Below are 25,665 nucleotides of genomic sequence, written 5' to 3'. Positions count from 1 at the left end.
ATGAACCAAACACCTAACAATTTAGCGACTTTTTGCTGGTCTATTGCTGACCTACTTCGAGGTGATTTCAAGCAATCTCAGTATGGCCGTATTATATTACCCTTTACGTTATTACGCCGTCTTGAAGGTGTATTAGAAGAAAGTAAAGAAGCTGTTTTAGTAGAGCTTGATAAAATCGCACCAATGAACTTGCCTGAAGAAGCGCAAGAAAAGATGTTATTACGCACAACAAAGTCTGCAAACAATCCTCATGGCTTAAGTTTCTTCAACACCTCAAAAATGGATATGTCTAAGCTTGGTGAATCAAGTATTAAAGCCAACCTTGAAAGCTACATTCAAGCCTTTTCTAAAGACGCGCGCGAAATATTTGAGTACTTCAACTTTGGTGAATTCATTGGTCAGCTTAATGATGCAGACTTACTTTGGAAAGTAGTGCAAAAGGTTCGAACCACTGATTTAAGCCCTAAAAGCCCTAGCAATCCTAATGGTATAACCAATCACGACATGGGCTTAACTTTTGAAGAATTAATTCGCCGCTTTGCTGAAGGCTCCAATGAAACGGCTGGGGAACACTCCACGCGATATTGTGCGTTTAACCACTTCATTGGTATTTATGGAAGATGATGAAGCCCTGACTAAGTCTGGCATTATCCGCACCATTTACGACCCCACAGCAGGTACAGGCGGCTTTTTATCTTCGGGTATGGAATATGTACACGAATTAAACCCACAAGCGGTTATGCGTGCTTATGGTCAAGAGCTGAATCCTGAAAGTTACGCTATTTGTAAAGCCGATATGCTGATCAAAGGGCAAGACGTTGCCAATATTAAATTGGGTAATACCTTATCGAACGACCAACTCTACGCCGATAAATTTGATTACATGTTATCTAACCCACCCTTTGGCGTAGATTGGAAAAAAATCGAAGCAACGATTAAAGATGAAAATACCCTTAAAGGCTTTGATGGGCGTTTTGGTGCCGGGTTACCCAGAGTATCTGATGGTTCATTATTATTTTTAATGCATTTACTTAGTAAACTGCGTGATGCTTCTGAGGGCGGTGGTCGAATTGGTATCATTCTTAACGGCTCACCACTATTTACCGGTGGAGCAGGGTCAGGTGAATCTGAAATTCGTCGCTATATTCTTGAAGCTGATTTACTGGAAACTATTGTTGCGCTACCTACCGATATGTTTTATAACACCGGTATCGCCACCTATGTGTGGGTACTGAGTAATAAAAAATCGGATGAGCGTAAAGGCAAGTTACAGCTGATTAACGGCGTAAACCTTTGCGGAAAAATGCGTAAATCGCTAGGCTCCAAACGTAATGAAATGAGTGCCAATGACATTGCTACTATCACGCGTAGCTTTGGTGCCTTTGAGGTGGTTGATGCCCGCGAACTGGATAAACCAGCTGAGCAAAAAAGCAACCGTGGCCGTAAGTCCGCCAGCGCCAAAACTGAAGCCCCTAAAACCTTCTCAAGTAAAATATTCGACACACACGAATTTGGTTATCGCCGTATCACTATCGAACGTCCATTACGTGAGAGCTTCCAATTCAGCGATGAACGTATTAATGAACTGCGCTTTGCCGCTAAACCATTAAATGCACCAATGAAATGGCTTTATGAAACGTATGGCTCTGTATTAGGTAAAGCATGGTCTGACAGCGAAATCTGTTCGCAAGCGCCTGCGGCTAATAAAAGTAAAGAGTACGGTGTATTAACCGCATATGAAGCCGAAATCCGCAAACACCTTAAAGCCCATTTCAGTGAAGTAAAAGAGGCCAAAATAAAAGAACTATTAGACCAAAAAACATGGACTTCACAGTTACAAATTTTATTGAAAGCACGCCAACTGCAAGAGCAAGTAGGCATAGCACAATGCGACGATATGAATACTTTTGACGCAGTACTAAGCAAATCCTGTAAAAATGGCTCTATTAAATTAGACCCTAAAGAGAAAAAACTAATTACTTCAGCTGTTAGCTGGAAAAACCCCGTAGCTGAAAAAGTTATCAAGAAAATCCACAAAACCGCTGCTGCTCCTCTCTATGGATTGTTTGCAGTGAGTGGTGGTGCTGGCAACGGAAAGAGAGTAGTGGAATATAAAACGGATGGTGATCTGCGTGATAACGAAAACGTCGCCCTTAACCCGTCACAATCAGTTAATGACCTTAACGAAGCCTATTTCAAAAAAGAAGTACAACCGCATGTGCCTGATGCCTGGATAGACGCCAATAAAAAAGACGACAAAGATCAGGAAGTGGGCATAGTTGGTTATGAAATTCCGTTTAACCGCCATTTTTATCAATACCAACCACCAAGAGACTTAGCCGATATTGATGCCGATTTAGACAAAGTATCAAGCGATATTATGGCACTGCTTAGCGAGGTACATTCGTAATGTTTTATCGCTTTTTTATTAACCTTACTAATGAACTTACAGCAATATTATTGTTGACGCATGAGACGGTAACGACTAAAATAATACGTAATACGCCCACCAAGCCTCTTCATGAATGCTCAAATTGTGTGGGCTTTTTTATGCCTGCTACTTTAGTTAAGTTAGCGAGGGCATAATGACTCAATTCACCAAGCCCGCCATTAATGTTGATCAACAAATTGAACTATTACTCAGCAGAAAATTACAAATTCAATCGCCAGAACGTGCAAAAAAATACTTAGAAGTTATTAGTTTTTTTCGTTTAAGTGCCTACATGCGCCCTTTTCAGCGTCCTCTTCCTGAACAAGCTGTAGAGCACCAATTTAAAGACCAAGTAGAATTTAAGCAAATTGTTGACTTATATGCTTTTGACCGTGAATTACGTTTGTTAATTATGGATGCCGTTGAACGAGTAGAGGTCGCTATTAGAGCCACATTTAATAATGTTATGGGCACAAAGTACCAAACAACAGAGCCAAATAGTGGCTCACATTGGTACATGAACAGCCGATTATTCAAACGAAATTTTGACCACCCACGCTTATTGCGAGATATTAAAGACAAGCAAACCAAGGAGTATCAACTTCTCCAACGCGATATAACACAAATTCAGCGTAGTAATGCCTCAGCCGAAGTACAAGAACAACGCATACAGCGCAGAATTAAAGAAAACTACCCTAGATTTTATCAGCACCACTATTCAACGCCCGAACTCATGCCAGGTTGGGCAATGGCAGAAGAATTAACCTTCGGTAGTATTTCACACCTATATAGTGGGCTTGCCAAAGATAGTGACCGTAAAGCCATTGCGAAACGCTTTAGTGTCCCTCAAGAAGTGCTAGAAAGCTGGTTACATACGCTAAACTTTATCCGTAACTGTTGCGCCCACCATAGCCGGTTATGGAACCGAGAATTAGCCATACAGCCCAAAATACCCCGTGGTGATTTATGGCAATTACCTGCGCGATTAACCCCAAGCCAAATACAACCAAATCGACGTATTTATATGGTATTGCTGATGCTCGCGTATTTGATGCAGCAAATAAGCCCCGACAGCCAATGGCAAAATAAGTTAAAAGCCTTAATTTTATTGCATCCCGAAGTACCACTCTTTCCAATGGGCTTTGTTGATAACTGGCGAGAACATGAGTTTTTTCAAGCAGGTGAGCAATAATGAACAATACAGCCTTGAGCGGAAAGTATGCGGCTTATCCTGAATATAGAAATTCTGAGGTGGATTGGATCGAAAAGCTTCCAGCTCACTGGCAGGAGAGTAAACTTCGTTATAAGTTTTCCTTTGGAAAAGGCTTAACCATTACGAAGGCAAACCTAACAGATAAAGGAGTTCCTTGTGTAAATTATGGCGAGGTCCATTCAAAATATGGCTTTGAAATAGATCCTGCAATTGATCCTCTTAAATGTGTTAGTGATAATTATATTAAATCTTCATCGAATTCTCTTTTGTTTAAAGGTGATTTAGTCTTTGCAGACACATCAGAAGATATTGAAGGTTCAGGAAACTTTACACAGTTAACAAGTGATGAAACCGTTTTCGCTGGTTATCACACGATTATAGCTCGCCCTAACGACCGTAAATGCTACCGTTTTTATGCATATCTTTTGGATTCTCTGGAAATAAGAACACAAATTAGACACGCAGTGAAAGGCGTGAAAGTATTTAGTGTTACACAGGCAATTCTTCGAGGGATTAATATTTGGCTACCTGCCCTAGAAGAACGTAAAACAATAGCCAGCTTCCTCGATCATGAAACCGCCAAAATCGACACGCTGATTGAAAAACAACAACAGCTAATCAAACTGCTAAAAGAAAAGCGCCAAGCCGTTATCAGCCATGCCGTCACCAAAGGCATATCGAATAAAGAGCAGCCTAACGTCCCCATGCGCGACTCAGGTGTTGAGTGGTTAGGTGAAGTGCCCGAACATTGGATCGTTCGTCGCTTAAAACACACCTCGAAGCTACAATCAGGTATTCCTAAAGGAAAAGACTTAACAGGAAAAGTAAGTATCAGTGTACCTATGTTGAGGGTTGCAAATGTACAAGATGGCTATTTGAACCTTAATGATGTGCATAAGATGGATATTATACCTGAGCAACTTGAACGATTTTCCCTGCAAAAAGGTGACGTTCTGATGAATGAAGGTGGTGATAATGACAAACTTGGTCGTGGTGCAGTATGGCAAAATGAAATTGAACCATGCATCCATCAGAACCATGTGTTTGCAATCCGTCCTTATTCAATCGAGCCAGAATGGTTGGACCTAGTCACTCGCACTAGTTATGCAAAGTTTCACTTTTATAGAGTAGCTAAGCAAAGTACAAATTTAGCTTCTATCTCTTCTACAAATATTAAAGAAACACCTTTAGTTATTCCTCCTGCAAAAGAAAGGGACGAAATCATAAAGTATGTGAATAGGAAAGTGGATGCTTTTGATAAAGCAGAAGAGAAAGGTGCAGCTCAAATTGCGTTGTTACAAGAACGCCGCACAGCCCTAATTTCCGCCGCCGTCACTGGAAAAATAGATGTAAGAAATTGGGTTATGCCTACACCAAGTTCAACTAATGGAGCCACCAATGACCGATAACTTAATGCCCGAAGCACCTAAGGGTGAGTTTATTTTATTTAATAGTACTGATGGCAGTACTAAGGTTGAATGTCGTTTTGAATCTGAAAGCTTATGGCTTACTCAAGCGTTAATTGCTGAGTTATACCAAAAGGGTGTGCCTACCATTAATGAACATTTATCTAATATTTATAGTGATGGTGAAATCGAACAAAATAAGCCCCGACAGCCAACGGCAAAATAAATTGAAAACGTTAATTTTATTGCACCCTGAAGTGCCCGTATCTTCAATGAGTTTTGTTGGTGATTGGCGAGAACATAAGTTTTTTTCAAGCAGGTGAGCAATAATGAACAAAGCAGCCATGGGCGGAAAGTATGCGACTTATCCTGAATATAAAGACTCTGGAAGCTCTTTCTTAGAGGACATTCCGATACATTGGCAACTGGCAAAGGTTAAATATGTTGCAGAGTTAACGCCTAAAAATATAATTATCTATCATGCTTCGATAATAGATAAAAGCATAATTGGGCGATTTTGGAGGTGCATTTGCGCAATGTAAGATTAGATGGTTATAAAGGGGATTTTATTATGGAAAATGAAACCATCTATTTTTCACAAGTCCAAATATCATTAATTTTTGACAAATCGATTTCAACAATTAATGAACACGTTAAAGCTATTGAGTTGTCAAAACCTAATTCAATTAAAATATTTAAAGTAGCCCAGCTTGAAGGTAGGAGAACTATTAGAAGAGATAAGCTTCACTATGATCTTGATTTTGTTTATTGTCTTGGAATAAAGGCTAGGGAATATGAAGTATTAACTGCATTACTTGATAAATGCAAAGCTATTGGTATCGATATAAATGAAGTAAGGGTTTTACCAGTTAAAGAACGGGAGTTTTTTAAATTGGTTAAAGAATCTTTAGATGGAATTTGTAATTTCGAAGAGCAATATAGAGTTGGAGAATATCTAGTAGACTTATATTGTAGTGAACTTACCTTAGCGGTTGAATATGACGAAAAACATCATAAAAAGCATCACAATTTAAGTTTAGATCTTAAGCGAGAGCAGGTAGTAAATGATTCAATAAAAAATATTACTTTTATACGTGTTGCGGAAGGTGATGAACATCAAGGGCTTAATCGGATTATAAAGTTTATATTTAGTGCGCAGTAATTTAATTATTAGCGTTAAAATATCTTTGGCCGTTTCAGCTCTAAAATGTGAAATGCGATAGTCTGTTATGGCATCAACTTATATATTCAAATAAATGAATTAATTAGATAAGGGTAAGTAATGACTGAAAATTTAATACCTAATCCACCTGGCGGGGAGTTATTTCTATTTAAGGGCTCTGACGGGCAAACTAAAGTTGAGTGTCGACTTGAAGATGATACGTTATGGCTGAACCTTAACCAGCTTTCTACTTTATTTGGACGCGACAAGTCAGTTATCTCTAAGCACTTTAAAAATATTTATGATGATGCTGAATTAGTACAAGAAGCAACCATTGCAAAATATGCAACAGTTCAAATAGAGGGTGAGAGGGAGGTAACGAGGTTACTTGAGTATTATAACTTAGACGCAATTTTTGCTATTGGTTACAGAGTTCGTTCCCCTCAAGGTATTCAATTTAGGCAATGGGCAACTAAAACCTTGCAATCATATTTGGTTAAAGGTTTTGTTATGGATGATGAGCGATTAAAACAGCCTGAATCTAGCCCATATTTTGAAGAATTACTTAACAAAATTCGTGATATACGTTCTTCAGAAAAAATGTTCTGGCGGAAGGTATGTGATATCTACGCAACCAGTATCGATTATGACGGTAAAGCACAATCAAGCATCAGTTTTTTCTCTCAAGTTCAAAATCAAATGCATTGGGCTGCACATGGCCATACTGCTGCTGAAGTAGTTCACCATCGTATTGATGCCAATAAACCACATTTAGGTTTAACTAATTATCCAGGTAAAGATTCTGGCAAAGAACCTATACGCAAAGAAGTTATAGTCGGCAAAAATTACTTATCTGAAGATGAACTTGAAACATTAAACCGTTTGGTTACTTCTTACCTTGAATTTGCAGAGCTGCAAGCACGTAACGGTAAATTAATGAAGATGGCTGATTGGGCAAGTAAGTTAAATGATTTTCTTAAATTAAGTGATTTTGATGTGTTAATTCATGTAGGAAAAATATCTGCAGAACAAGCAAAGCAAAAAGCCAAACAAGAATACGATAAATTTAGAAAAGTTATTGATTTACAGCCTAGCCAAGTTGACCAAGACTTAGCTGATGCAGTGAAAATCTTAACTAATAAAACACCGAATAAATAAGAATAGCTCAAGGAAGTAGGGATAAAAATGAGTAACAAAACACAAGAAGTGGTTTTTCAAAACGATATGATTCGCCAGCTAGTCGCTAATGGCTGGTTGCTAGGTAAGCCTGAAAACTACAATCGCGAGTTAGCCTTATATGAAGAAGATGTATTGGGTTTTGTGAAAGATACCCAGGATACTCAATGGCAAAAGTTTTGTGCTCTATACCCTAATAATCCTGAACAAAAATTTTTAGAACGCGTGGCCTCACAGCTAAATAAAGCTGACCCAAATGCTGCTAATAAAGATATGCGTACTTTTGGTACGTTAGGTGTTTTACGTCATGAAATACGTGACCGAGGTACACGTTTTAGTTTATGTCAATTTAAACCTGAGCATGATTTAAATCCTGACACTTTAGCGCGTTATCAAAAAAACCGATTACGTGTAGTACCTGAACTCGTTTATTCACCTTGGTCTGTTAATAAAAGCTCAACTGACGAGCATGAAGCTGAAAATGCTGTTAGTGATAGTAAGCGAGCTAAGAAATGGCGCATAGATTTAGTGCTATTTGTTAATGGCTTACCTGTAGTGACGCTTGAGCTTAAATCTGAATTTAAGCAAGCAGTACAAAATGCGATTAAACAATATAAAACCACACGTTTTGCTATAGACCCTGCCACTAAAAAGCCTGAGCCATTATTAACTTTTAAGCGCGGTGCTTTAGTACATTTTGCAGTAAGCCAATATGAAGTATATATGGCTACACGCCTAGAAGGTGATGATACTTTTTTCTTACCTTTTAACAAAGGCACGAGTGAAGGTGGCGCTGGTAATGATGTACCAGAAAACATCAATAATTATGCTACTGACTATTTATGGAACGAAGTATTACTGCCAGATAATCTGCTAAATATTCTTGCTCGTTTTGTCCATTTAGAAATTGAAGAAAAAGAAGATTGGGAAGGCCGTAAATATAAAAAAGAAACCTTAATATTCCCCCGTTATCATCAGTGGGATGTTGTTAATAAATTAGTTAATGCTGCTCGCATTGAAGGCCCTGGCCATAAGTATTTAATACAACATAGTGCGGGCTCTGGTAAATCCAACTCTATTGCTTGGTCTGCGCACCAGTTATCTGCTATTCATACCGCTGAAGGTAATAAGCTCTTTGATTCAATAATCGTTGTTACCGACAGAACCGTACTTGATGATCAGCTGCAAGAAACAATATCCCAATTTACCGCTGTTGAAGGCATGGTGGGCAGAATAAACCGCGACGAAGGGAGTGGCTCTAAATCTGAGAAACTTGCTGGCGCTTTAGAAAACTCACAGCCAATTATTATTGTAACTATTCAAACCTTTCCTTTTGTTCTAAAAGCCATTGAAAACAGTGTTAGCTTAAAAGAGCGTAATTATGTAGTGATTGCTGATGAAGCTCACAGTTCACAAACAGGTAGTACCGCACGCCAGCTGAAAGAAGTATTAATGATAGATTCTAAAGACGCTGATGAAGAACTTACGACTGAAGATATATTAGACGCTACGGTAGCTTCACGTAGGGCGTCTAGTAACTTAAGTTACTTAGCGTTTACCGCAACACCTAAAACCAAAACTCTTGAGCTATTTGGCCGATTACCTAAGCCTGATGAAGCGCCCTCTAAACAGAATAAGCCTGAAGCCTACCATGTGTATAGTATGCGCCAAGCCATTGAAGAGGGCTTTATCCTAGATGTATTGAAAAACTATACTAACTATAAAGTAGCTTATAACCTTGCGATGAAAATGGAAGGGACTGATCAAGAGGTTGAAAGTAAAAAAGCAAAGATAAAACTTAATCAGTGGGTACGCTTGCATGACTATAACATTAGCCAGAAAGTACAAGTTATTGTTGAGCACTTTAAAAATAATGTGATGGGGCTATTAGGTGGCCAAGCTAAAGCAATGGTTGTAACTAGCTCACGTAAAGAAGCGGTTCGTTATAAACAAGGCTTTGATAAGTACATAGTTGAGAAAGGCTATCAAAAAATACATGCAATGGTCGCATTTTCTGGTGAGGTAGAATTCATCGATAAAGACCCAGGCTGTGAAGCTTTTGTTGATGTTAAGTTTACTGAAAAGAATATGAATGAAAAGCTCAAAGGCCGAGATATGCGCAAGGCATTTGATAGCGATGATTACCAAGTAATGATCGTCGCCAATAAATTCCAAACAGGTTTTGATCAACCAAAACTGTGTGCAATGTATGTTGATAAAAAGCTTGGTGGCGTTGAGTGTGTACAAACATTGTCGCGCTTAAATCGTACGTTCCCTGGTAAAGCAGAAACAGGTACTTATGTACTGGATTTTTTCAATGAACCAGAAGATATTCTTACATCGTTTCAGCCCTACTTTCAAACAGCTGAACTAGCTGATGTATCAGACCCTGATCTCATTTTTGATTTACAAGATAAGCTGAAGGCTTCAGGCATTTTTCAATGGCAAGAAGTAGAGCAATTCTGCAACGCATTTTTTGTTAAAAGCAAAAGTAACGCGGCTATCGCTAATATTTGTAAACCAGCCGTTGAGCGCTGGCAAAAAGGTTATAAATTTGCCACTGATGCCTACAAAAAAGAAAAAGAGACGTTCGAGCGCACCAAAAAAACAGGCGATGCCATATTAATAGCTAATGCTGAGAACTGTTTGAAAGAGTGTAAGCAGAAAAAGGACGCTTTAGAGGTATTTAAAAAGGACTTAGGTACATTCGTACGTTTCTATGAGTTTATGTCTCAGATTGTGGATTACGATGATAAGGAGCTAGAGAAACTGAGTCTTTATGCTCGAAACCTTCGCCCTATGTTACGTGAATTAGCTGTGGAAGAAAGTGACATTGATTTAAGTAATGTAGTAATGAGCCATTACCGTTTATCAAAAATTCGCCAGCAAGATATTCAAATTAAAGAAAACTCTGCAGATTATGCATTAGTACCCGGTGATGCTGTCGGTACTGCCAAAGCTAAAGATCCTAAAGAAGAATTTCTTTCTCAAATAATTTATCGTTTAAATGAGCTGTTTATCACTGACATGTTAACCGATAAAGACATGATAAATTACTTATATACCATCAAAGATAAGATGAAAGAAAATACGCTAGTGATGAAGCAGATAGACAACAACACACCTGAGCAAGCAATGTTAGGTGATTTCCCTAAAGCATTAATGGATGCAATTATGGATAGCGGTGAAGCTCATGAAAATCAAATGATGCAGTTATTATCGAATCCAGATAAGGCTAATGGCTTTTCGAGATTGGTGTTTGATTTGTTGCAGTTGGCTGATAAATAAATTTTATAATCCATTTGATGAGCGCTCAGCGGAGATCAATCTATGTCGATTTTTTATATGTCGCAACGATATCCTTTGCAAGCCAAAACATTATAGCTTTTTGTTTATAATGCTTTGACAATATGGGATATTAATATTCACTTAATTGGTGGGTTCATAATAAAGTACTTAAAGTCAACATCGGACGTGAAAATCATGGGTAATTCAGGAATGAATTTCGAACAAAACTTTTCGGTAGAAAATCTAAAGTCTATTTTTGAAGATAATATAAAGAATAAATCAGGTAAAGGTATCGATGGCATTAATTGTGCGCAGTTTGAAAGCGAATTATTACCAATAGTTTCAAGGTTATCCGCAAAATCAATCTCATCAACGTATAGGTTTAGTCCATACCTTGAGATAGTAAAATCAAAAGGGAGAGGTAAACAACCGAGAATAATATCTAAGCCCACAATCAGAGACAAGCTTGTTTTGTGTGCGCTTAAAGATACCCTGCACGAATTGTATGAGGACTGTATTCAAAATCAGCTACCGAATACATTTATTCGAGAAATTAAATCCTTACTACTTCAAAATGAAGATGAGCTGTACTATTTAAAAATTGATATTAGAGGTTTTTACGACAACTTAAATCATAGAATTTTGCTCGAGGATTGTTTAAAAGATATTAACCATAATGGTGTTATAACGCTAATTAGACGAGCAATTATAAATAAAACAGTGCCTAAAAATTATAAAAAAATAAATAGTTCTTCATACCATAATAAAGTTGGCGTACCACAAGGCTTGTCAATATCTAATGTTCTTGCGGGCATTTATATGAAAGAGTTTGATATAGAGTTCAATAATGTTGGATTAAAATATATGAGGTATATTGATGATATTTTAATTTTTGCAAAACAACATGAAATAAATGTTATAGAACAAAAGGTAGAAAGAGCTTTAATTAATATAGGTCTTGAAACTAATGATAAAACAGAAAAAGGTGAAATATCTAAATCATTTGATTATCTTGGGTATCAGATATCATCTGAAAATATTTCTGTAAGAGAATCAACTATAGATCGTTTTATTACATCAATAATAGCGATGATTACAGATTTTAAACACAATTTTCAACACCGTGTAAAAAACTCTAAATGGATGACTGCTACGAATATTAAAGATTTATTTTTACTAAACTTAAATGAAAGGATTACTGGGGCAATAACAGAGAAGAAACGATACGGGTGGATATTTTATTTTATAGAGATTACTGATATTCACTTACTTCATAAGATTGACGCAATAATTACCAATCAATTTAAGAGATTGGATATGTTTGACTCTACTCCCCCCCTTGAATTGAAAAGTTTAGTTAAAAGCCATTATGCAGCAAAGTTTACTACTTTTGATGGGTATATCCATAACTATTGGCTTTATGATTCAGTAACTAAAAAAATCCAATTTTTGGTTAGATTTGGCTATATCGCTGAAGATGACACTAAAAATTATTCACAAGAAGAAATTGAAAGAAAATTTGAAATAGCAAAGATGTCACGAATAGTGAAATTAGAAGAAGATGTTGGTAATATATCTTAAGTACCCTCCTTGTACTTAGTACAAGTCCCTATCTTAAGATAATGGGCTGAGGTAATAAAATCGGCTTAGGCTGTTTCTAGTTTCTAATAAACTTTACTGTTGTTAGAGAATTAATAATCTGAATCACTAGGAGGGTACTCCTTTAAGAGAAATATATGACTATAAATGCTGCAAGCAATAAAACAAGTTTAAATAATCGAATATGGCGTACTAAAGGGGCGAGGTTTAATGCCTATAGAAGACTAGAAAAGAAGAATTCGGCTTTAACATTTATCACAGCTTTCTCATCAATACACCTGTTAGCAATCGCAATTCTTCAACTAAGTAATCTTGTAACTTTATCTGATGATCAATCTAAGTTACTTAACTTTATTTCAATTACTATTTCTATAATTATTTTAGCTTATAGTCTTTTTGAGGGAGGAAAAGAACACGGTTTGAAATCAGAGAGGCATCATTTATGTGGGATTGAGCTTGATAGGTGCTATTCAAAATTACAACATATTACTGAAGGTGATACTAGTGAGCTCATTAAACTAACTGAAGATTATAATGATGTAACTGAAAAGTACTTACTTAATCATGACACAGTCGATGATGAATTTTTCCAATTACAGTACCCAAGTGACTTTCCAAATATGCACTCAAGCGGTTTTTTTAACGTACTTAAAGTTAACTTCTTTTATTCACATTACGATAAAGTAAAAGCTGCGCTGTTTGCAGTACTTCCTCTTTTGCTAACTATTAAAATCATTTGGGGTTAATTAACTTACGTTAATGTCCATTAAGTAAAAACAATGGTGGGCTAAATGGTGGGCAAAAACAATCAAAGGCTGTTTATTTTGATAATTACATAGCAATATCAATAATTAACCAATATAAATCTATAAGCAGATCGCGAATATAGAATAGTTATTAACCTTTAATGATGTAAAATCTATTTTTAAGACCTCGTTTTCGAGGTTTTTTTGTTTGTGTATGCTGATTTTAAAAATTACAAAATTAAAGGATAAATTGGGCTAAAAAATTTATCCTTCTTATGTTGCTCTTATAAATATGATTATATTATCCGCAAGGCAAAATCGCATTATCGACATGATGCTAGAAAAAGAAACTATAACACCAGAGCAGCGTTTTCTTTCTATCAACAGCATGAGCTCACAATCAAAAGAATAACGGTGCATCTGTTCTGTGCTTTGTAAAATAGGACGTTCAAAACGTTGTTGATGTACCGGTCGAATTATCATCAACTTGGCGTTATTTAAGCTATTTTCAAATATTGTTCAATGACTTGTGCACCGGTATCCGCGTTAATTGGTTTAAAAATAAAGCCAGAAATACCTTGGCTTTCACAACGCTTAATTAACACTTGATCTGTTACTGAAGATAGCATGACGATAGGAACATTACTGCCATCAGCTCGAATTTTTGCTAATGCTAGGTCCCCATCCATTTGGCCCATAACAACATCCATAAACAAAAAGTCAGGTTTGTGATCTTGCACCATAGTAACGGCAACCAGACCATCTTCAGCTTCAAGAATGTTATTATAACCAAGCTGTGATAAATAACGCCTTAACGCTTTACGGATCATGCCACTGTCATCAACTAAAAGTATTTTGCTGTCTAGCGGTAATGTTTGGCTATGAGGATTACTAATACCGGTGCTAGCTGCTCGTTTAACGCCTATTGATTGATATTCAACATTGCGGATCAAGAGGTTAAAATAATAACGACCAACACCTTCGATAGTGATCGGCACGGTTATAACCTCGGTTACACCTGTTAAGTATTTGTCCATGTCATTTACATTGTGAACAAAGTACGGACTAGAGAATTTATAATCTAAGCTATAACGGCCATGTAAATCGGTTGAACGACCGACAATAGTATTGGCCCATTCAGCTAAGGCATGACTTAACTCTTCATTAATTTCAGTATATTGATATTTTTCTTTAAACATATGCTGACAAACAGAGTTGCCGACTGCGATAGCGGTTTCTGGATAATGGTGCATCATTATAACCCCATCTAAACCACCGGTAACTTCAGAGCATACCGCATATCCTTTAAAGCGAAAATCATCAACATTGTCTACAAAAGCCTCACCAGCTTCGCCAACAAGGTTGGTCATCGCTTTTAAACTGGCAAGTGACTCGTTAATAAACGGGTATAGAATCACTTTATATAATGCTTCTACTGACATACTTTTTCCTTGTGTATTATTATTTTTATTATTTTTAAATCGACCTGCAAATGCAATATGTAACTCAAAGCTGTAATTCAACTCACGGGGTATTGAAAAACATTTGCTTGCACTCGAGGCAGTTGAAGTAATAGCATACACTTAATATTGCCAAGTTGGCTACCCACAATATTAACTACAACAATAGCTTGCGATCAATGGGGCAAAATTCACTTGCCGCATTAATTAATGACTGTGCGGTTAGAGCCATAACGCCATAAACCCGAGTTTTTACGCCGTCGCGTAACATGACCTTTTTCAGCAATAAATCAAAATCACCATCGCCAGAAAGTAAAATAACGACATCAACTTCGGACGCCACCTCCATGACATCAATGGCTATACCGACATCCCAATCACCTTTTGCAGAGCCGTCGCGACGTTGAATAAAAGGTTTTAGTTTTACCTCAAAGCCGATATGTTTTAGCGCTTTTTGAAACTTATGCTGTTGGTCGTCACTGCGTTGTATGGCATAAGCATTTGCCAAAACAATATCACCTTGTTGACTGATTTCCTGCCAAAATGCTCGATAATTAAATTGCTGTTGAAACGTATCTCGCGTGGTGTAATAAATATTTTGTACATCAACAAATATGGCAATTTTTGGTGATTTAGTGCTATTTTTCATAAAAAAGTCCTCTTTGCTAAATAAAGCTATATTTTGACTTTATTTCAATAAATTCGTTATATTTCATTATGGTACTTGGTTTGAGTATTATTAGTAGTTAATTATTAGCAGGCAAGAACTACCATTGAAAACAAAAAATTAGTCTTAGTTAAGAGACAAGTTTTAAGCTAAGTGTTACAATAAATGGTCAAATAAAGCTGAGTAAAACAAGATGTTAGCCATTCGTAAATTATTTTATTTATTACTACGTTTACCCATAAAGTTATTCGTGCATTGCAAAGTGGTTGCTGATGAAATAATTAATTCAGGTCAATTAACCACTGAGCAACCGGTATTTTATGTCTTACGCCATCAATCGGCCAGTGATGTTTTATCGTTACGCACCGCTTGTAAAAAAGCCAATCTACCTGATCCATTAGACCCAGTGAATGTTGATGGCCAAATTTTGTCACGGTTGCTGTTTTTGGAAAAACCCACCACATTATTTCATTGGCGTAAATCAACAAAAACTACGGCAATAGCGCAAGGGTTTGAATTACTTAACCTGCATGCTGATAACGAAAAATTAGATGCTCAACTTATTCCCGCCAATGTAATTTGGGGCCGTACTCCGACAAAAGAAAAAAACAATACTAATGTTGGTACACTCTTAGCCGATCAAGAATCTCCCAACTGGTTACGTAAATTTTTTATTGTTTTATTTTTAGGTCGCCATACCTTGGTGCGTTTTAGTGAAGCGATTTCATTTCGCCATATGGCAGATAAGCACGGTAGTAACGAAGCCAGCGCACGAAAATTAATGCGTATTGCGCGTTTTCACTTTCATCGACAAATTATTGCGGCCACAGGGCCAAGGCTAATGCATCGTCAACAAATGTTTGCCAACTTAATGGTCAACCCCGCGATAAAACGCGTGATTAGTGAAGAAGCAAAAAATAAAAATATCACTGAAGCAGAAGCAAAAAAGCAGGCATTAGCGATAATGGACGAAATCGCCGGTGATTATCGTGATGTTACTGTACGCTTTGGTGAACGCATTCTCGGTTGGCTATGGAATCGCCTGTATAGCGGTATTGAAGTCAATAAAGCTGAGCGATTACGTAACTTAGCGCAAGAGGGGCATGAAATTATCTATGTGCCTTGTCATCGTAGTCATATGGATTATTTGCTACTCACTTACGTGATTTTTCAACAAGGCTTAGTGACGCCACGCATTGCCGCGGGCATTAATCTAAATTTTTGGCCAGCGGGACCTATTTTTAGAAAAGCTGGCGCCTTTTTTATTCGCCGTAGCTTTAAGGGTAATCGGCTTTATTCCACTATTTTTCGTGAATATTTAGGTTTACTTTTTGAACGTGGTTACCCCGTTAAATATTATTCTGAAGGTGGACGTAGCCGAACAGGTCGACTACTGTCACCCAAAACTGGCATGCTCGCGATGACCATTCAAAGCATGCTGCGCGGTATCGACCGGCCGTTAACCTTAGTACCGGTTTATCTTGGTTATGAACACGTCATGGAAGTGGGTACTTATCATAAAGAATTGAGTGGCAGCCAAAAGAAAGGGGAGTCGATATTTGGCGTGATTAAAGCGATACGAAATTTGCGCAATTATGGTAGAGGCTACGTTAATTTTGGCGAGCCAATTAATGTTAATCAGTTTCTAAATAATCAGGTACCTGACTGGAAACAAGCAATAGATCCTATTGATCCACAAAAACCTAAATGGTTAAACCCCAGCGTTAACTTGTTAGCACAGCAAGTCATGACCTCAATCAACCAATGCGCGGCATTAAATGGCGTTGCTTTGGTGTCACTGATTTTACATGCGACAGAAAATAAAGCGTTATCTAAAGCTGAGTTAATTAGCCAACTTGATTTTTTTATCGCCATGCAAGATTTTGCGCCATACCATGTGGAATTAACTATACCAGATGACAGCGGCGCAGCACTGTTAGAGCACGTAATTTTGCTTAATAAAGTGACAGTAAACCAAGACAGTTTTGGTGACATTATTTCTTTGACCGACAGTGCAATCTTAGAGCTGCGTTATTATCGCAATAATATTTTGCATACCTTTATATTGCCGTCATTGGTTTGTCGTTTATTAGAGCGCAATGCAAAAATTAGTCATGACAGCTTACTTGCTCAAGTTCAGCGCTTAATAGAATTACTAAAAACAGATTTATTTTTATGGCAATCAACCGATGACGTTGCGCAACAAGTACAAGCTGTTTGTCAGTTTTTGGCTGAAGAGGGTATTGCAAAACAAAGCAAAGCTGGTGTTTGGTCATTAAGCAGTGGTGATGAAAATCGGGCGAAAATACGCTTAATAGCAGAATGTGTTAATGAAACGATGCAACGTGTTGCTATTATTACCTCACTACTTAGTCAGTTAGCACCGATTAAAAAGCTAGAGTTAACTGAAAAAGTGGTGGCTATTGCTCAACGTTTATCAGTATTAAACAATATCAATGCTCCTGAATTTATTGATAAAAAAGCGCAAGCGACATTAATTACTGCGATGAAAAATCAAGGCTATATCGTGTTAGATGACGACGATAAACTAGTTGATAGCAGCACGCTAGGCTTATTGAAAAGTTCAGTCAGCAATTTGGTTGATATCGAGGTTTTACAAAGTATTGTCCGCTAGTACTATTCGTTAGTGCCAAAAGCAGTAGCCCATAATGCGGGCGGATAATGCGGGCGGATAATGCGGGCGGATAATGTTTGAAAAAACCTTAAATGTCTGCCTCATAGTGTGGCAAAGTGGCAAGCGCATAGGTGTAATTAATCGTAGAAGGTGGAAGTAACGCTGCTATTGCTGTTGTAGGCTCACAGCTAAAGGCACAAGTGCAATCAATGCCATACTTAAGGTCATATCACACCGAGGCTGTGTGTTGGTGCTTATAATCGCTTTAACAGCCTTGAAGAGACAATAAAAATCATCTTATGTTTGCTTTTTTGGCTGTGCATTTACTATGGCCTCAATATAATAACCTAAGGTGACTATTTCACCTTAGCATTAATTACTATCCTGCTTTAATCTCACCTAAAAATACCCCTTCATCATAATATTTTATGCTAATCACGAAAGGCAGCCATCTGCAGTTAGCGGTTATTACCTGATATAAAGTGGTTCTAGCATTATGCATACTTGCTTACGCGCAATCATTTTTTAGTTTTTTCACTGCCACATTGAGCACGAACCAGTTTATATACCTGCACCTTGAAGTGGAGCGGGTATATAGGTGCGAATGTAGTCAAAATAAATTTAGCTGGTTGAGCATTATTTATATCGCCCCCTCCAATTGTATGAGTAGGTAATGCCTTAAAGTGAGATGATTGACAATGAAAGAAATCAGGGTAAAAATAGAGCAACTTCCTTTGCCGTGAAGTTTAAGTTTAACTACATATGCAGTAGAAAGAATACGTTATGAAAATACTCAAGTAGCGAGTATGCCGTGATAAAATCCAATATAGAGACTTTTAGGGTAAATATAAATAGTCTTTAATATCAATTTATTACTATTTATATGCAAATAATTAGAATATAAATTCACATTAGAGTTGACTCAGAGCCATTTTACAGATAATTTTCCCGGCCGCTTTAAATAATGATTTTCATTAATGGCATATCGTCTCATAAAGACTCAGTAGAAGTTTTGCGATAGATGTTCAAGAAATTCAAAGTAATATTCTGAAGGATCAGTAGCGCACACTTTGAGCATTAACAATAGATGACTTAATTAGCAAAGACAATTTAGCTAATAGCAATCGCTTGATGAAATAGGAATGAGCAATGAATAATATGAGTAAAAAACCCCAAGGCCTTTACCGCGCCGAGTTTGAACATGACAGTTGTGGCATTGGCTTTGTTGCCAACCTAAAGGGTAAAAAATCTCACGATATTATTGAAAATGCACTCACCATGTTGAGTTGCATGGAACATCGTGGTGGTACGGGTTTCGATGTGAAAAGTGGTGACGGTGCCGGTATTCTTATTCAAATCCCCCATGATTTTTTAAGCGCAGAAGTTGCAAGCTTAGGTTTTACTTTACCCGATGCTGGAGATTACGGCGTCGGCATGATCTTCTTTCCACGCTCAAAAGCGCAAGGTGATGCGTGCAAAAGCATATTGAACCAAAATATTACTGATCTGGGCTTAACCTTGATAGGTTATCGTGATGTCCCAGGTGACAACTCAATGTTAGGTGCTGCTTCATTTGACAGCGAGCCAAACATTGAACAAGTGTTTATTGCCAAACCAGCAGCATTAACGGCACAAGCGTTCGAACGTAAGTTGTTTGTTCTGCGCAAATACACTTCGCATAAAATTAATGCCACTATTGCCGAAGAACGTGACGAATTTTATGTTACTTCAATGTCGTCAACTAAAATTGTTTATAAAGGGCAGTTTACTACGCAGCAAGTTCGCCAATATTATCTTGATCTGCAAGACGAGCGAACTATTTCTGGTATGGCGATGTTTCACTCGCGTTTCTCAACTAACACTTTTCCTGCTTGGCGTCGTGCGCAACCGTTCCGTTATATTGCCCATAATGGTGAAATTAACACCGTACGCGGCAACATTAACTGGATGAATGCCCGTGAAGCATTGTTTAGTTCAGTTAATTTTAGCGCTGCTGAATTGAGAATGTTAACGCCGATTTGTAATAACGATAACTCCGATTCTGCCAACCTTGATATGGCGATTGAGTTATTAGTGCTCAGTGGACGTTCGCTAGCGCAAGTAATGATGATGATGGTGCCAGAAGCATGGCAAACTCAAACAGATATGGATGCGACCAAGCGTTCATTTTACGAATATTATGCGTGTATTATGGAGCCGTGGGATGGTCCCGCCTCGTTATCGTTTACCGATGGTAATGTTATCGGCGCAACCCTTGACCGTAACGGTTTACGTCCTTCGCGTTACTTGTTAACTGACGATGGTACCTTAATAATGGGGTCTGAAACCGGCACCTTGTGTGTTGATCAGTCCACCGTTGTTGAAAAAGGTCGTTTGCAACCGGGTAAAATATTTATTGCTGATTTAAAGCAAGGTCGCATTATCAGTGATGACGAAGTAAAGCAGCAAGTCAGCTCGGCACAGCCTTATGGTCAGTGGATAGCAGAAAACAAAATTGAGTTAGATCAGTTACCCGTATCAACGGCTTCTATTGCACAGCCACCCTTAGCAGAACTGCGTAAAATACAAAAAGCTTTTGGCTACACCAGTGAAGACCTTAATTTAGTGCTTGCTGGCATGGTGGGCACGTCTAAAGAACCATTAGGCGCGATGGGTACCGATACGCCATTAGCGGTATTGTCACATCGTCCACAGCAATTATCACATTACTTTAAGCAGTTGTTTGCTCAGGTGACTAATCCACCCATAGATCCGATTCGTGAAGAGTTGGTAATGTCATTGCGTGGTTATATCGGTAAGTCACTTAACTTACTAGAAGAAACCGCAGCACATTGTCATAAAGTTGAAATTGAGCAACCGGTACTAACCAACGAGCAATTACGTAAATTACAACATATTGATAATGATCACCTGCAATCAAAAACGATTAGTATTACCTTTAAAGCGAGTGGTAAAGCTGGCGCGCTTAAAAAGGCACTTGATCGGGTTTGTTTATATGCAAAAAATGCCGTTGAAGATGGTTATGCCATCTTAATATTAAGTGATCGTGAAGTTGACAGCGACCATGTCGCTATTCCATCGGTATTAGCTACAGCCGCGGTGCATCATTATTTAATTCGTCAAGATTTACGTTCTTACGTTGACCTTATTCTTGAATCTGCTGATATTCGTGAGACGCACCATTTTGCCACCGTTATTGGTTACGGTGCAGCCGCGGTAAACCCTTACCTAGCACTAGAAAGCATGTATGGTTTACGTGATGAAGGCGTACTTGATAGTCAATTATCAAACGAGCAAATCACTAAAAAATATACGGCAGCAGTAGGCAGTGGTTTATTGAAAACCTTCTCTAAAATGGGTATTTCAACGCTACAGTCTTATTTAGGTGCGCAAGTTTTTGAAGCCTTAGGTATTAACGCTGAAGTTGTCGATAAGTACTTTACGGGTACCGTGAGTCGAATCGAAGGTTTAAGCCTAGATCAAATCGCTCAAGAGGCGCTATTACGCCACCGTGAAGGTTTTCCTGAAGCGAGCCGTATTGCTATTGAAAACTTATTGCCCACCGGTGGTGAGTACTCATGGCGACATGATGGTGAACGTCATCTATTTAGCCCAACGGTTATTCGTTTGTTGCAGCATTCAACCGCGAGTAATGATACTAATCAATTTAAGCAGTACGCAAAAACAGTTGATGACCAAAGTAAAGAAGCCTTTACCTTACGTGGCTTACTGGAACTAAGTAGCGATCGTCCTGCAATTCCATTGAGTGAAGTTGAGCCGATTGAAAATATTTTCAAACGTTTTGCTTCAGGTGCGATGTCATTTGGTTCAATCTCGTGGGAAGCACACACCACATTAGCGATTGCCATGAATCGCATTGGCGGTAAGAGCAACAGCGGTGAAGGCGGTGAAGACCCGATTCGTTTTACGCCGTTGGAGAATGGCGATTCAATGAATTCGCGCATTAAGCAAGTTGCATCAGGTCGTTTTGGTGTTACTAGTCATTACTTGGCGAATGCTGACGAGTTACAAATTAAGATGGCACAGGGCGCAAAACCGGGTGAGGGTGGTCAGTTACCGGGTGATAAAGTTGATGCCTGGATTGGTAAAACACGTGGCTCAACACCAGGCGTTGGCTTGATTTCGCCGCCGCCACATCATGATATTTATTCGATTGAAGATTTATCGCAGCTGATATTCGATTTGAAAAATGCTAACCGCGATGCCCGTGTTAACGTTAAATTAGTCTCTGAAGCCGGTGTGGGTACGGTCGCATCAGGTGTGGCTAAAGCCTATGCTGATGTGGTATTGATTGCCGGCCACGATGGCGGCACAGGTGCTTCACCACTTAGCTCGATTAAGCATACCGGCTTGCCGTGGGAACTTGGTTTGGCTGAAACCCATCAAACCTTGGTACGTAATAAACTGCGTAGCCGTATTACCGTACAAACAGATGGCCAACTTAAAACACCACGCGATTTAGCGATTGCGACACTGCTGGGTGCAGAAGAGTACGGCATGGCAACGGCAGCACTAGTGGTTGAGGGTTGTATTATGATGCGTAAGTGTCATTTAAATACTTGCCCCGTTGGCGTAGCAACACAAGATCCAGGCCTGCGTGAGCGCTTTACCGGTCGTGCTGATATTTTAGTGAATTTCTTTACCATGATGGCGGAAGGTTTACGCGAAATCATGGCGGAGCTAGGCTTTCGTAGTATTGAGCAAATGGTTGGTCAGACCCAATGTCTTAAGCAACTTGAAAACGTAGATCATTGGAAGTACAAAGGTGTTGATTTAACACCGCTATTGCACAAAGAAGCCTGTGGTGAAAATGAAACCCTGTATAAATCAATTGACCAGAAACATCTGATTGACGACATTATCGATCGTAAGATGATAAAAGATGCTCAAGCAGCACTTGATGCTCAGCAAAGTGTTTCACTTGAATATGACGTGATCAATACTGATAGAACCGTTGGCGCGATGATTTCTAATGAAATTTCTAAAAAATATCATGCCGAAGGCTTACCAGAAAACACTATTAAGGTTAAGTTTAATGGTTCAGCGGGTCAAAGTTTTGGTTGTTTTTCAGCCAAAGGCTTGTATTTTGAATTAGAAGGCGATGCCAATGATTACTTTGGTAAAGGGCTTTCTGGTGCAAACTTGGTGGTATACCCAAGTAAGCAAGCTAAGTTCTCAGCCAGTGAAAATATTCTCATTGGTAACGTTGCCTTCTTTGGTGCAACCTCAGGTAGTGCCTTTATACGCGGTATTGCTGGCGAGCGTTTTTGTGTGCGTAACTCAGGTGCGACCGCGGTTGTTGAAGGTGTTGGTGATCACGGCTGTGAATACATGACTGGTGGTAAAGCCGTTATCTTAGGCACGACGGGTCGTAACTTTGCCGCGGGTATGTCAGGTGGTGTCGCTTATGTACTTGATAATAACAATGACTTTGCTGCTAAATGCAACATGGAAATGGTGGCATTAGAAACTGTTGACACCGAGGTTGAAAGTCTTGAACTAAAAGCCTTAATTACTGAACATTTTGACGCTACGGCTTCAGATGTTGCCAGTGAATTATTGAGCGATTGGAACAACAGCGTTAAGCGTTTCGTGAAAGTCATGCCAGTTGATTACAAGCGTATGCAAGGTTACATGAATGACGTCCGCGAAAGTGGTAAGTTCGAGTCAGAATATGACGTAGCCGTTCAAGCATTCGATATCCATTTAAACAACATAGCTAGCGCAAAAGCTTAAGCTGCGAAGGAGAATATATTATGGGAAATCCAACAGGATTTATCAACGTAGGTCGTGCCTTGCCAGCTGAACGCCACCCAAGTGAGCGCTTAATTGATTGGCTTGAAGTATATGAAGAAATACCATTAGCAGACGTAGAGCAGCAAGCTTCTCGTTGTATGGACTGTGGTGTGCCATTTTGTCAGTCAGCGAAATCAGAGTTTGCTCCCGTGGTGGCCGGTTGTCCGGTTAACAATATTATTCCTGAGTGGAATGACTTAATTTACCGAGGACGTTGGAAAGACGCCATTGAATTATTGCATAAAACCAATAATTTCCCTGAGTTTACTGGCCGAGTATGTCCAGCGCCTTGTGAAGGTGCTTGTGTACTGGGTATTAATGCTGACCCGGTAGCGATTAAGCTGCATGAAAAAGAAATTATTGATCATGCTTTTAAAGAAGGTTGGGTCGTTGCTCAGCCACCATCAGCACGCACAGGTAAAAGCGTGGCTGTTATTGGCTCTGGCCCTGCTGGCCTTGCTGCTGCGGCGCAGCTTAATAAAGCGGGTCATATGGTGACTGTCTATGAGCGCGCCGATCGCATTGGTGGCTTGTTAGTGTATGGTATTCCCAATATGAAGTTGCAAAAAGAATTAGTGCAACGTCGCGTTGATATTTTAGCTGAAGAAGGCATTGTGTTTGTCACTGATACCGAAGTGGGTAAAGATATTAGTGCAGAACAACTTGAAAGCGATTTTGACTCTGTCGTGCTATGTATTGGCGCAACAGTAGCTCGAGATTTACCGGTTGAAGGTCGTGAACTTAACGGTGTTCATTTCGCCATGGACTTTTTGAAAGCCAATACTAAAAGTTTACTCGACAGCGAACATAAAGATGGTCAGTACATTAATGCTCAGGGCAAAAATGTAGTGGTTATTGGTGGTGGCGACACCGGCACTGACTGTATTGGCACCTCATTACGTCATCAATGCAAAAATGCCATTCAACTAGAAATTATGCCATGCGCTCCAGGACAACGTAGTGCAGACAATCCTTGGCCAGAATGGCCAAAACGTTTGTTGGTTGATTATGGTCAAAAAGAAGCGATTGCTATTCAAGGTCAAGACCCTCGTCAATATTTAGTGATGACTAAAAAAATTGAAAGTGACGAGCAAGGTAACGTTAAAGCGGTTCATACTGTTGATATTACTTGGCAGCGCAATGACAAGGGACAAATGTTCCCACAAGAAGTGGTAGGCAGCGAAAAAGTTATTCCTGCTGATATCGTACTCATCGCCATGGGCTTTATGGGCCCTGAAGGTGGCTTGGTTGAGCAGTTCGGCCTTGAGCAAGACAATCGCTCTAACATAGCAGCAGCATACGATAAGTTTGCTACTAGCAAGCCAGGCGTGTTTGCTGCTGGTGATGGTCGTCGTGGTCAAAGTTTAATTGTTTGGGCTATTGACGAAGGTCGTCGTTGCGCTCGTGAAGTAGACACTTACTTAATGGGCAGTAGTTACTTACCTTAAGGTAGTAGTGACAACGGCTTTTAACGTAAACATACCAAGGCATAAAAAAGTCCTACCGTTTTAATGACGGTAGGACTTTTTTATGTACAGGTGTAGAAGCTAAATAAAGATCGAAACAAAATTCTATGCAAGCCTATTCATGCCGTTGAGAAAAATGGGCTTTCGTGAATAAAGATAGAAAAAATTTGGTAGTAAGTGTTTTAGGAGGATTTACAAAAGCCACCCACAATTAGTCTGAAATTTTCAGTATAGGTCAACTAACGACTGTACATCCGTTAGTTGACTCAAGCAGATCAAAAGTTAACCTGATAATCATTGGCATAGCAGCTGTTCCAAAAATTTATTTTGAGACTAATATCATGATCAAAAAATCAAATACAGTTATAGAACGAGAATAATTCCTATGACTGCTTCAAGCTCAATATAGCCAGTGGGAGTCGATCTCAAAACGCTAACTTTGCCAAAAAAAAGACATTAGGCTCTAAAGATCTAATACCAGTTCCATTAAGTTTGTGATCTTGTTGTGCGCAGGAAAAATAACTCAAGGTAAGGCGCTCGATTGAGCAATAGCTGGCTATTGGGATTGAGAGCAACACAGCCTTGAGCTATTTTAACTA

Annotated in this window: 14 protein-coding genes and 1 pseudogene; 13 read left to right on the top strand and 2 right to left on the bottom strand. The window is 38.8% G+C overall.

The genetic code is table 11. The features are described from left to right. From ESZ39_RS09365 to ESZ39_RS09320, 10 genes and pseudogenes are all read left to right on the top strand, one after another. Positions 1–2,410: pseudogene (locus ESZ39_RS09365) on the top strand (N-6 DNA methylase). A gap of 175 nt (positions 2,411–2,585) precedes the next feature. After that, entirely contained in the window at positions 2,586–3,623 is a 1,038-nt protein-coding gene (locus ESZ39_RS09360) for an Abi family protein (RefSeq protein ID WP_146879654.1), read from the top strand. Continuing rightward, positions 3,623–5,053 carry a restriction endonuclease subunit S gene (locus ESZ39_RS09355; RefSeq protein ID WP_146879653.1) on the top strand — a complete coding sequence of 477 codons (1,431 nt, stop codon included), beginning with the start codon at positions 3,623–3,625 and terminating at the stop codon, positions 5,051–5,053. The genes ESZ39_RS09360 and ESZ39_RS09355 overlap by 1 nt, the downstream gene beginning before the upstream one ends. Then, positions 5,043–5,276, top strand: a complete 234-nt coding sequence (locus ESZ39_RS09350) for a hypothetical protein (RefSeq protein ID WP_223270317.1) — start codon at positions 5,043–5,045, stop codon at positions 5,274–5,276. The genes ESZ39_RS09355 and ESZ39_RS09350 overlap by 11 nt, the downstream gene beginning before the upstream one ends. A gap of 103 nt (positions 5,277–5,379) precedes the next feature. Beyond that, positions 5,380–5,592, top strand: a complete 213-nt coding sequence (locus ESZ39_RS09345; protein WP_146879652.1) for a hypothetical protein — start codon at positions 5,380–5,382, stop codon at positions 5,590–5,592. Positions 5,593–5,621: 29 nt separating this feature from the next. Further along, on the top strand, positions 5,622–6,212 hold the full coding sequence (locus tag ESZ39_RS09340; RefSeq protein WP_146879651.1) for a DUF559 domain-containing protein: 591 nt from the start codon (positions 5,622–5,624) through the stop codon (positions 6,210–6,212). A gap of 120 nt (positions 6,213–6,332) precedes the next feature. Further along, positions 6,333–7,370 (top strand): virulence RhuM family protein, encoded by a 1,038-nt coding sequence (locus ESZ39_RS09335; RefSeq protein ID WP_146879650.1) that lies wholly within the window; start codon positions 6,333–6,335, stop codon positions 7,368–7,370. Between the two features lie 27 nt (positions 7,371–7,397). Beyond that, positions 7,398–10,676: a type I restriction endonuclease subunit R gene (locus ESZ39_RS09330; protein ID WP_146879649.1), complete on the top strand. Its 3,279-nt coding sequence runs from the start codon at positions 7,398–7,400 to the stop codon at positions 10,674–10,676. Between the two features lie 210 nt (positions 10,677–10,886). Then, entirely contained in the window at positions 10,887–12,257 is a 1,371-nt protein-coding gene (locus tag ESZ39_RS09325) for a reverse transcriptase domain-containing protein (RefSeq protein WP_191321744.1), read from the top strand. 155 nt (positions 12,258–12,412) lie between these two features. Beyond that, positions 12,413–13,021 carry an SLATT domain-containing protein gene (locus tag ESZ39_RS09320; RefSeq protein ID WP_146879647.1) on the top strand — a complete coding sequence of 203 codons (609 nt, stop codon included), beginning with the start codon at positions 12,413–12,415 and terminating at the stop codon, positions 13,019–13,021. Positions 13,022–13,518: 497 nt separating this feature from the next. On the opposite strand, the gene ESZ39_RS09315 is transcribed toward ESZ39_RS09320, so the two are convergent. Together ESZ39_RS09315 and ESZ39_RS09310 are read right to left on the bottom strand one after the other, a co-directional pair. Continuing rightward, a complete protein-coding gene (locus ESZ39_RS09315) occupies positions 13,519–14,463 on the bottom strand; it encodes a response regulator (protein WP_146879646.1) in 945 nt (314 codons plus the stop codon). A 175-nt stretch (positions 14,464–14,638) separates the two neighbouring features. Beyond that, the gene (locus ESZ39_RS09310) at positions 14,639–15,130 is read right to left on the bottom strand and encodes an NYN domain-containing protein (RefSeq protein WP_146879645.1); all 492 of its coding nucleotides are present in this window, start codon (positions 15,128–15,130) and stop codon (positions 14,639–14,641) included. A 211-nt stretch (positions 15,131–15,341) separates the two neighbouring features. Between ESZ39_RS09310 and plsB the strand changes: the two genes are divergently transcribed. The 3 genes from plsB (at position 15,342) to ESZ39_RS09295 (ending at position 25,048) form a co-directional block, all read left to right on the top strand. Then, the gene (plsB, locus tag ESZ39_RS09305) at positions 15,342–17,783 is read left to right on the top strand and encodes a glycerol-3-phosphate 1-O-acyltransferase PlsB (protein ID WP_146879644.1); all 2,442 of its coding nucleotides are present in this window, start codon (positions 15,342–15,344) and stop codon (positions 17,781–17,783) included. A gap of 1,149 nt (positions 17,784–18,932) precedes the next feature. Beyond that, a complete protein-coding gene (gene gltB / locus ESZ39_RS09300; RefSeq protein ID WP_146879643.1) occupies positions 18,933–23,540 on the top strand; it encodes a glutamate synthase large subunit in 4,608 nt (1,535 codons plus the stop codon). 20 nt (positions 23,541–23,560) lie between these two features. Then, complete coding sequence (locus ESZ39_RS09295) at positions 23,561–25,048, top strand: glutamate synthase subunit beta (protein WP_146879642.1); 1,488 nt, start codon at positions 23,561–23,563, stop codon at positions 25,046–25,048. Positions 25,049–25,665 lie beyond the last annotated feature (617 nt).

Source organism: Colwellia sp. C1TZA3, from assembly GCF_007954265.1.
Lineage (GTDB): Bacteria > Pseudomonadota > Gammaproteobacteria > Enterobacterales > Alteromonadaceae > Cognaticolwellia.
The sequence above is the reverse complement of the archived record's forward strand: the minus strand, read 5'-3'. Positions and strand labels throughout refer to the sequence as shown.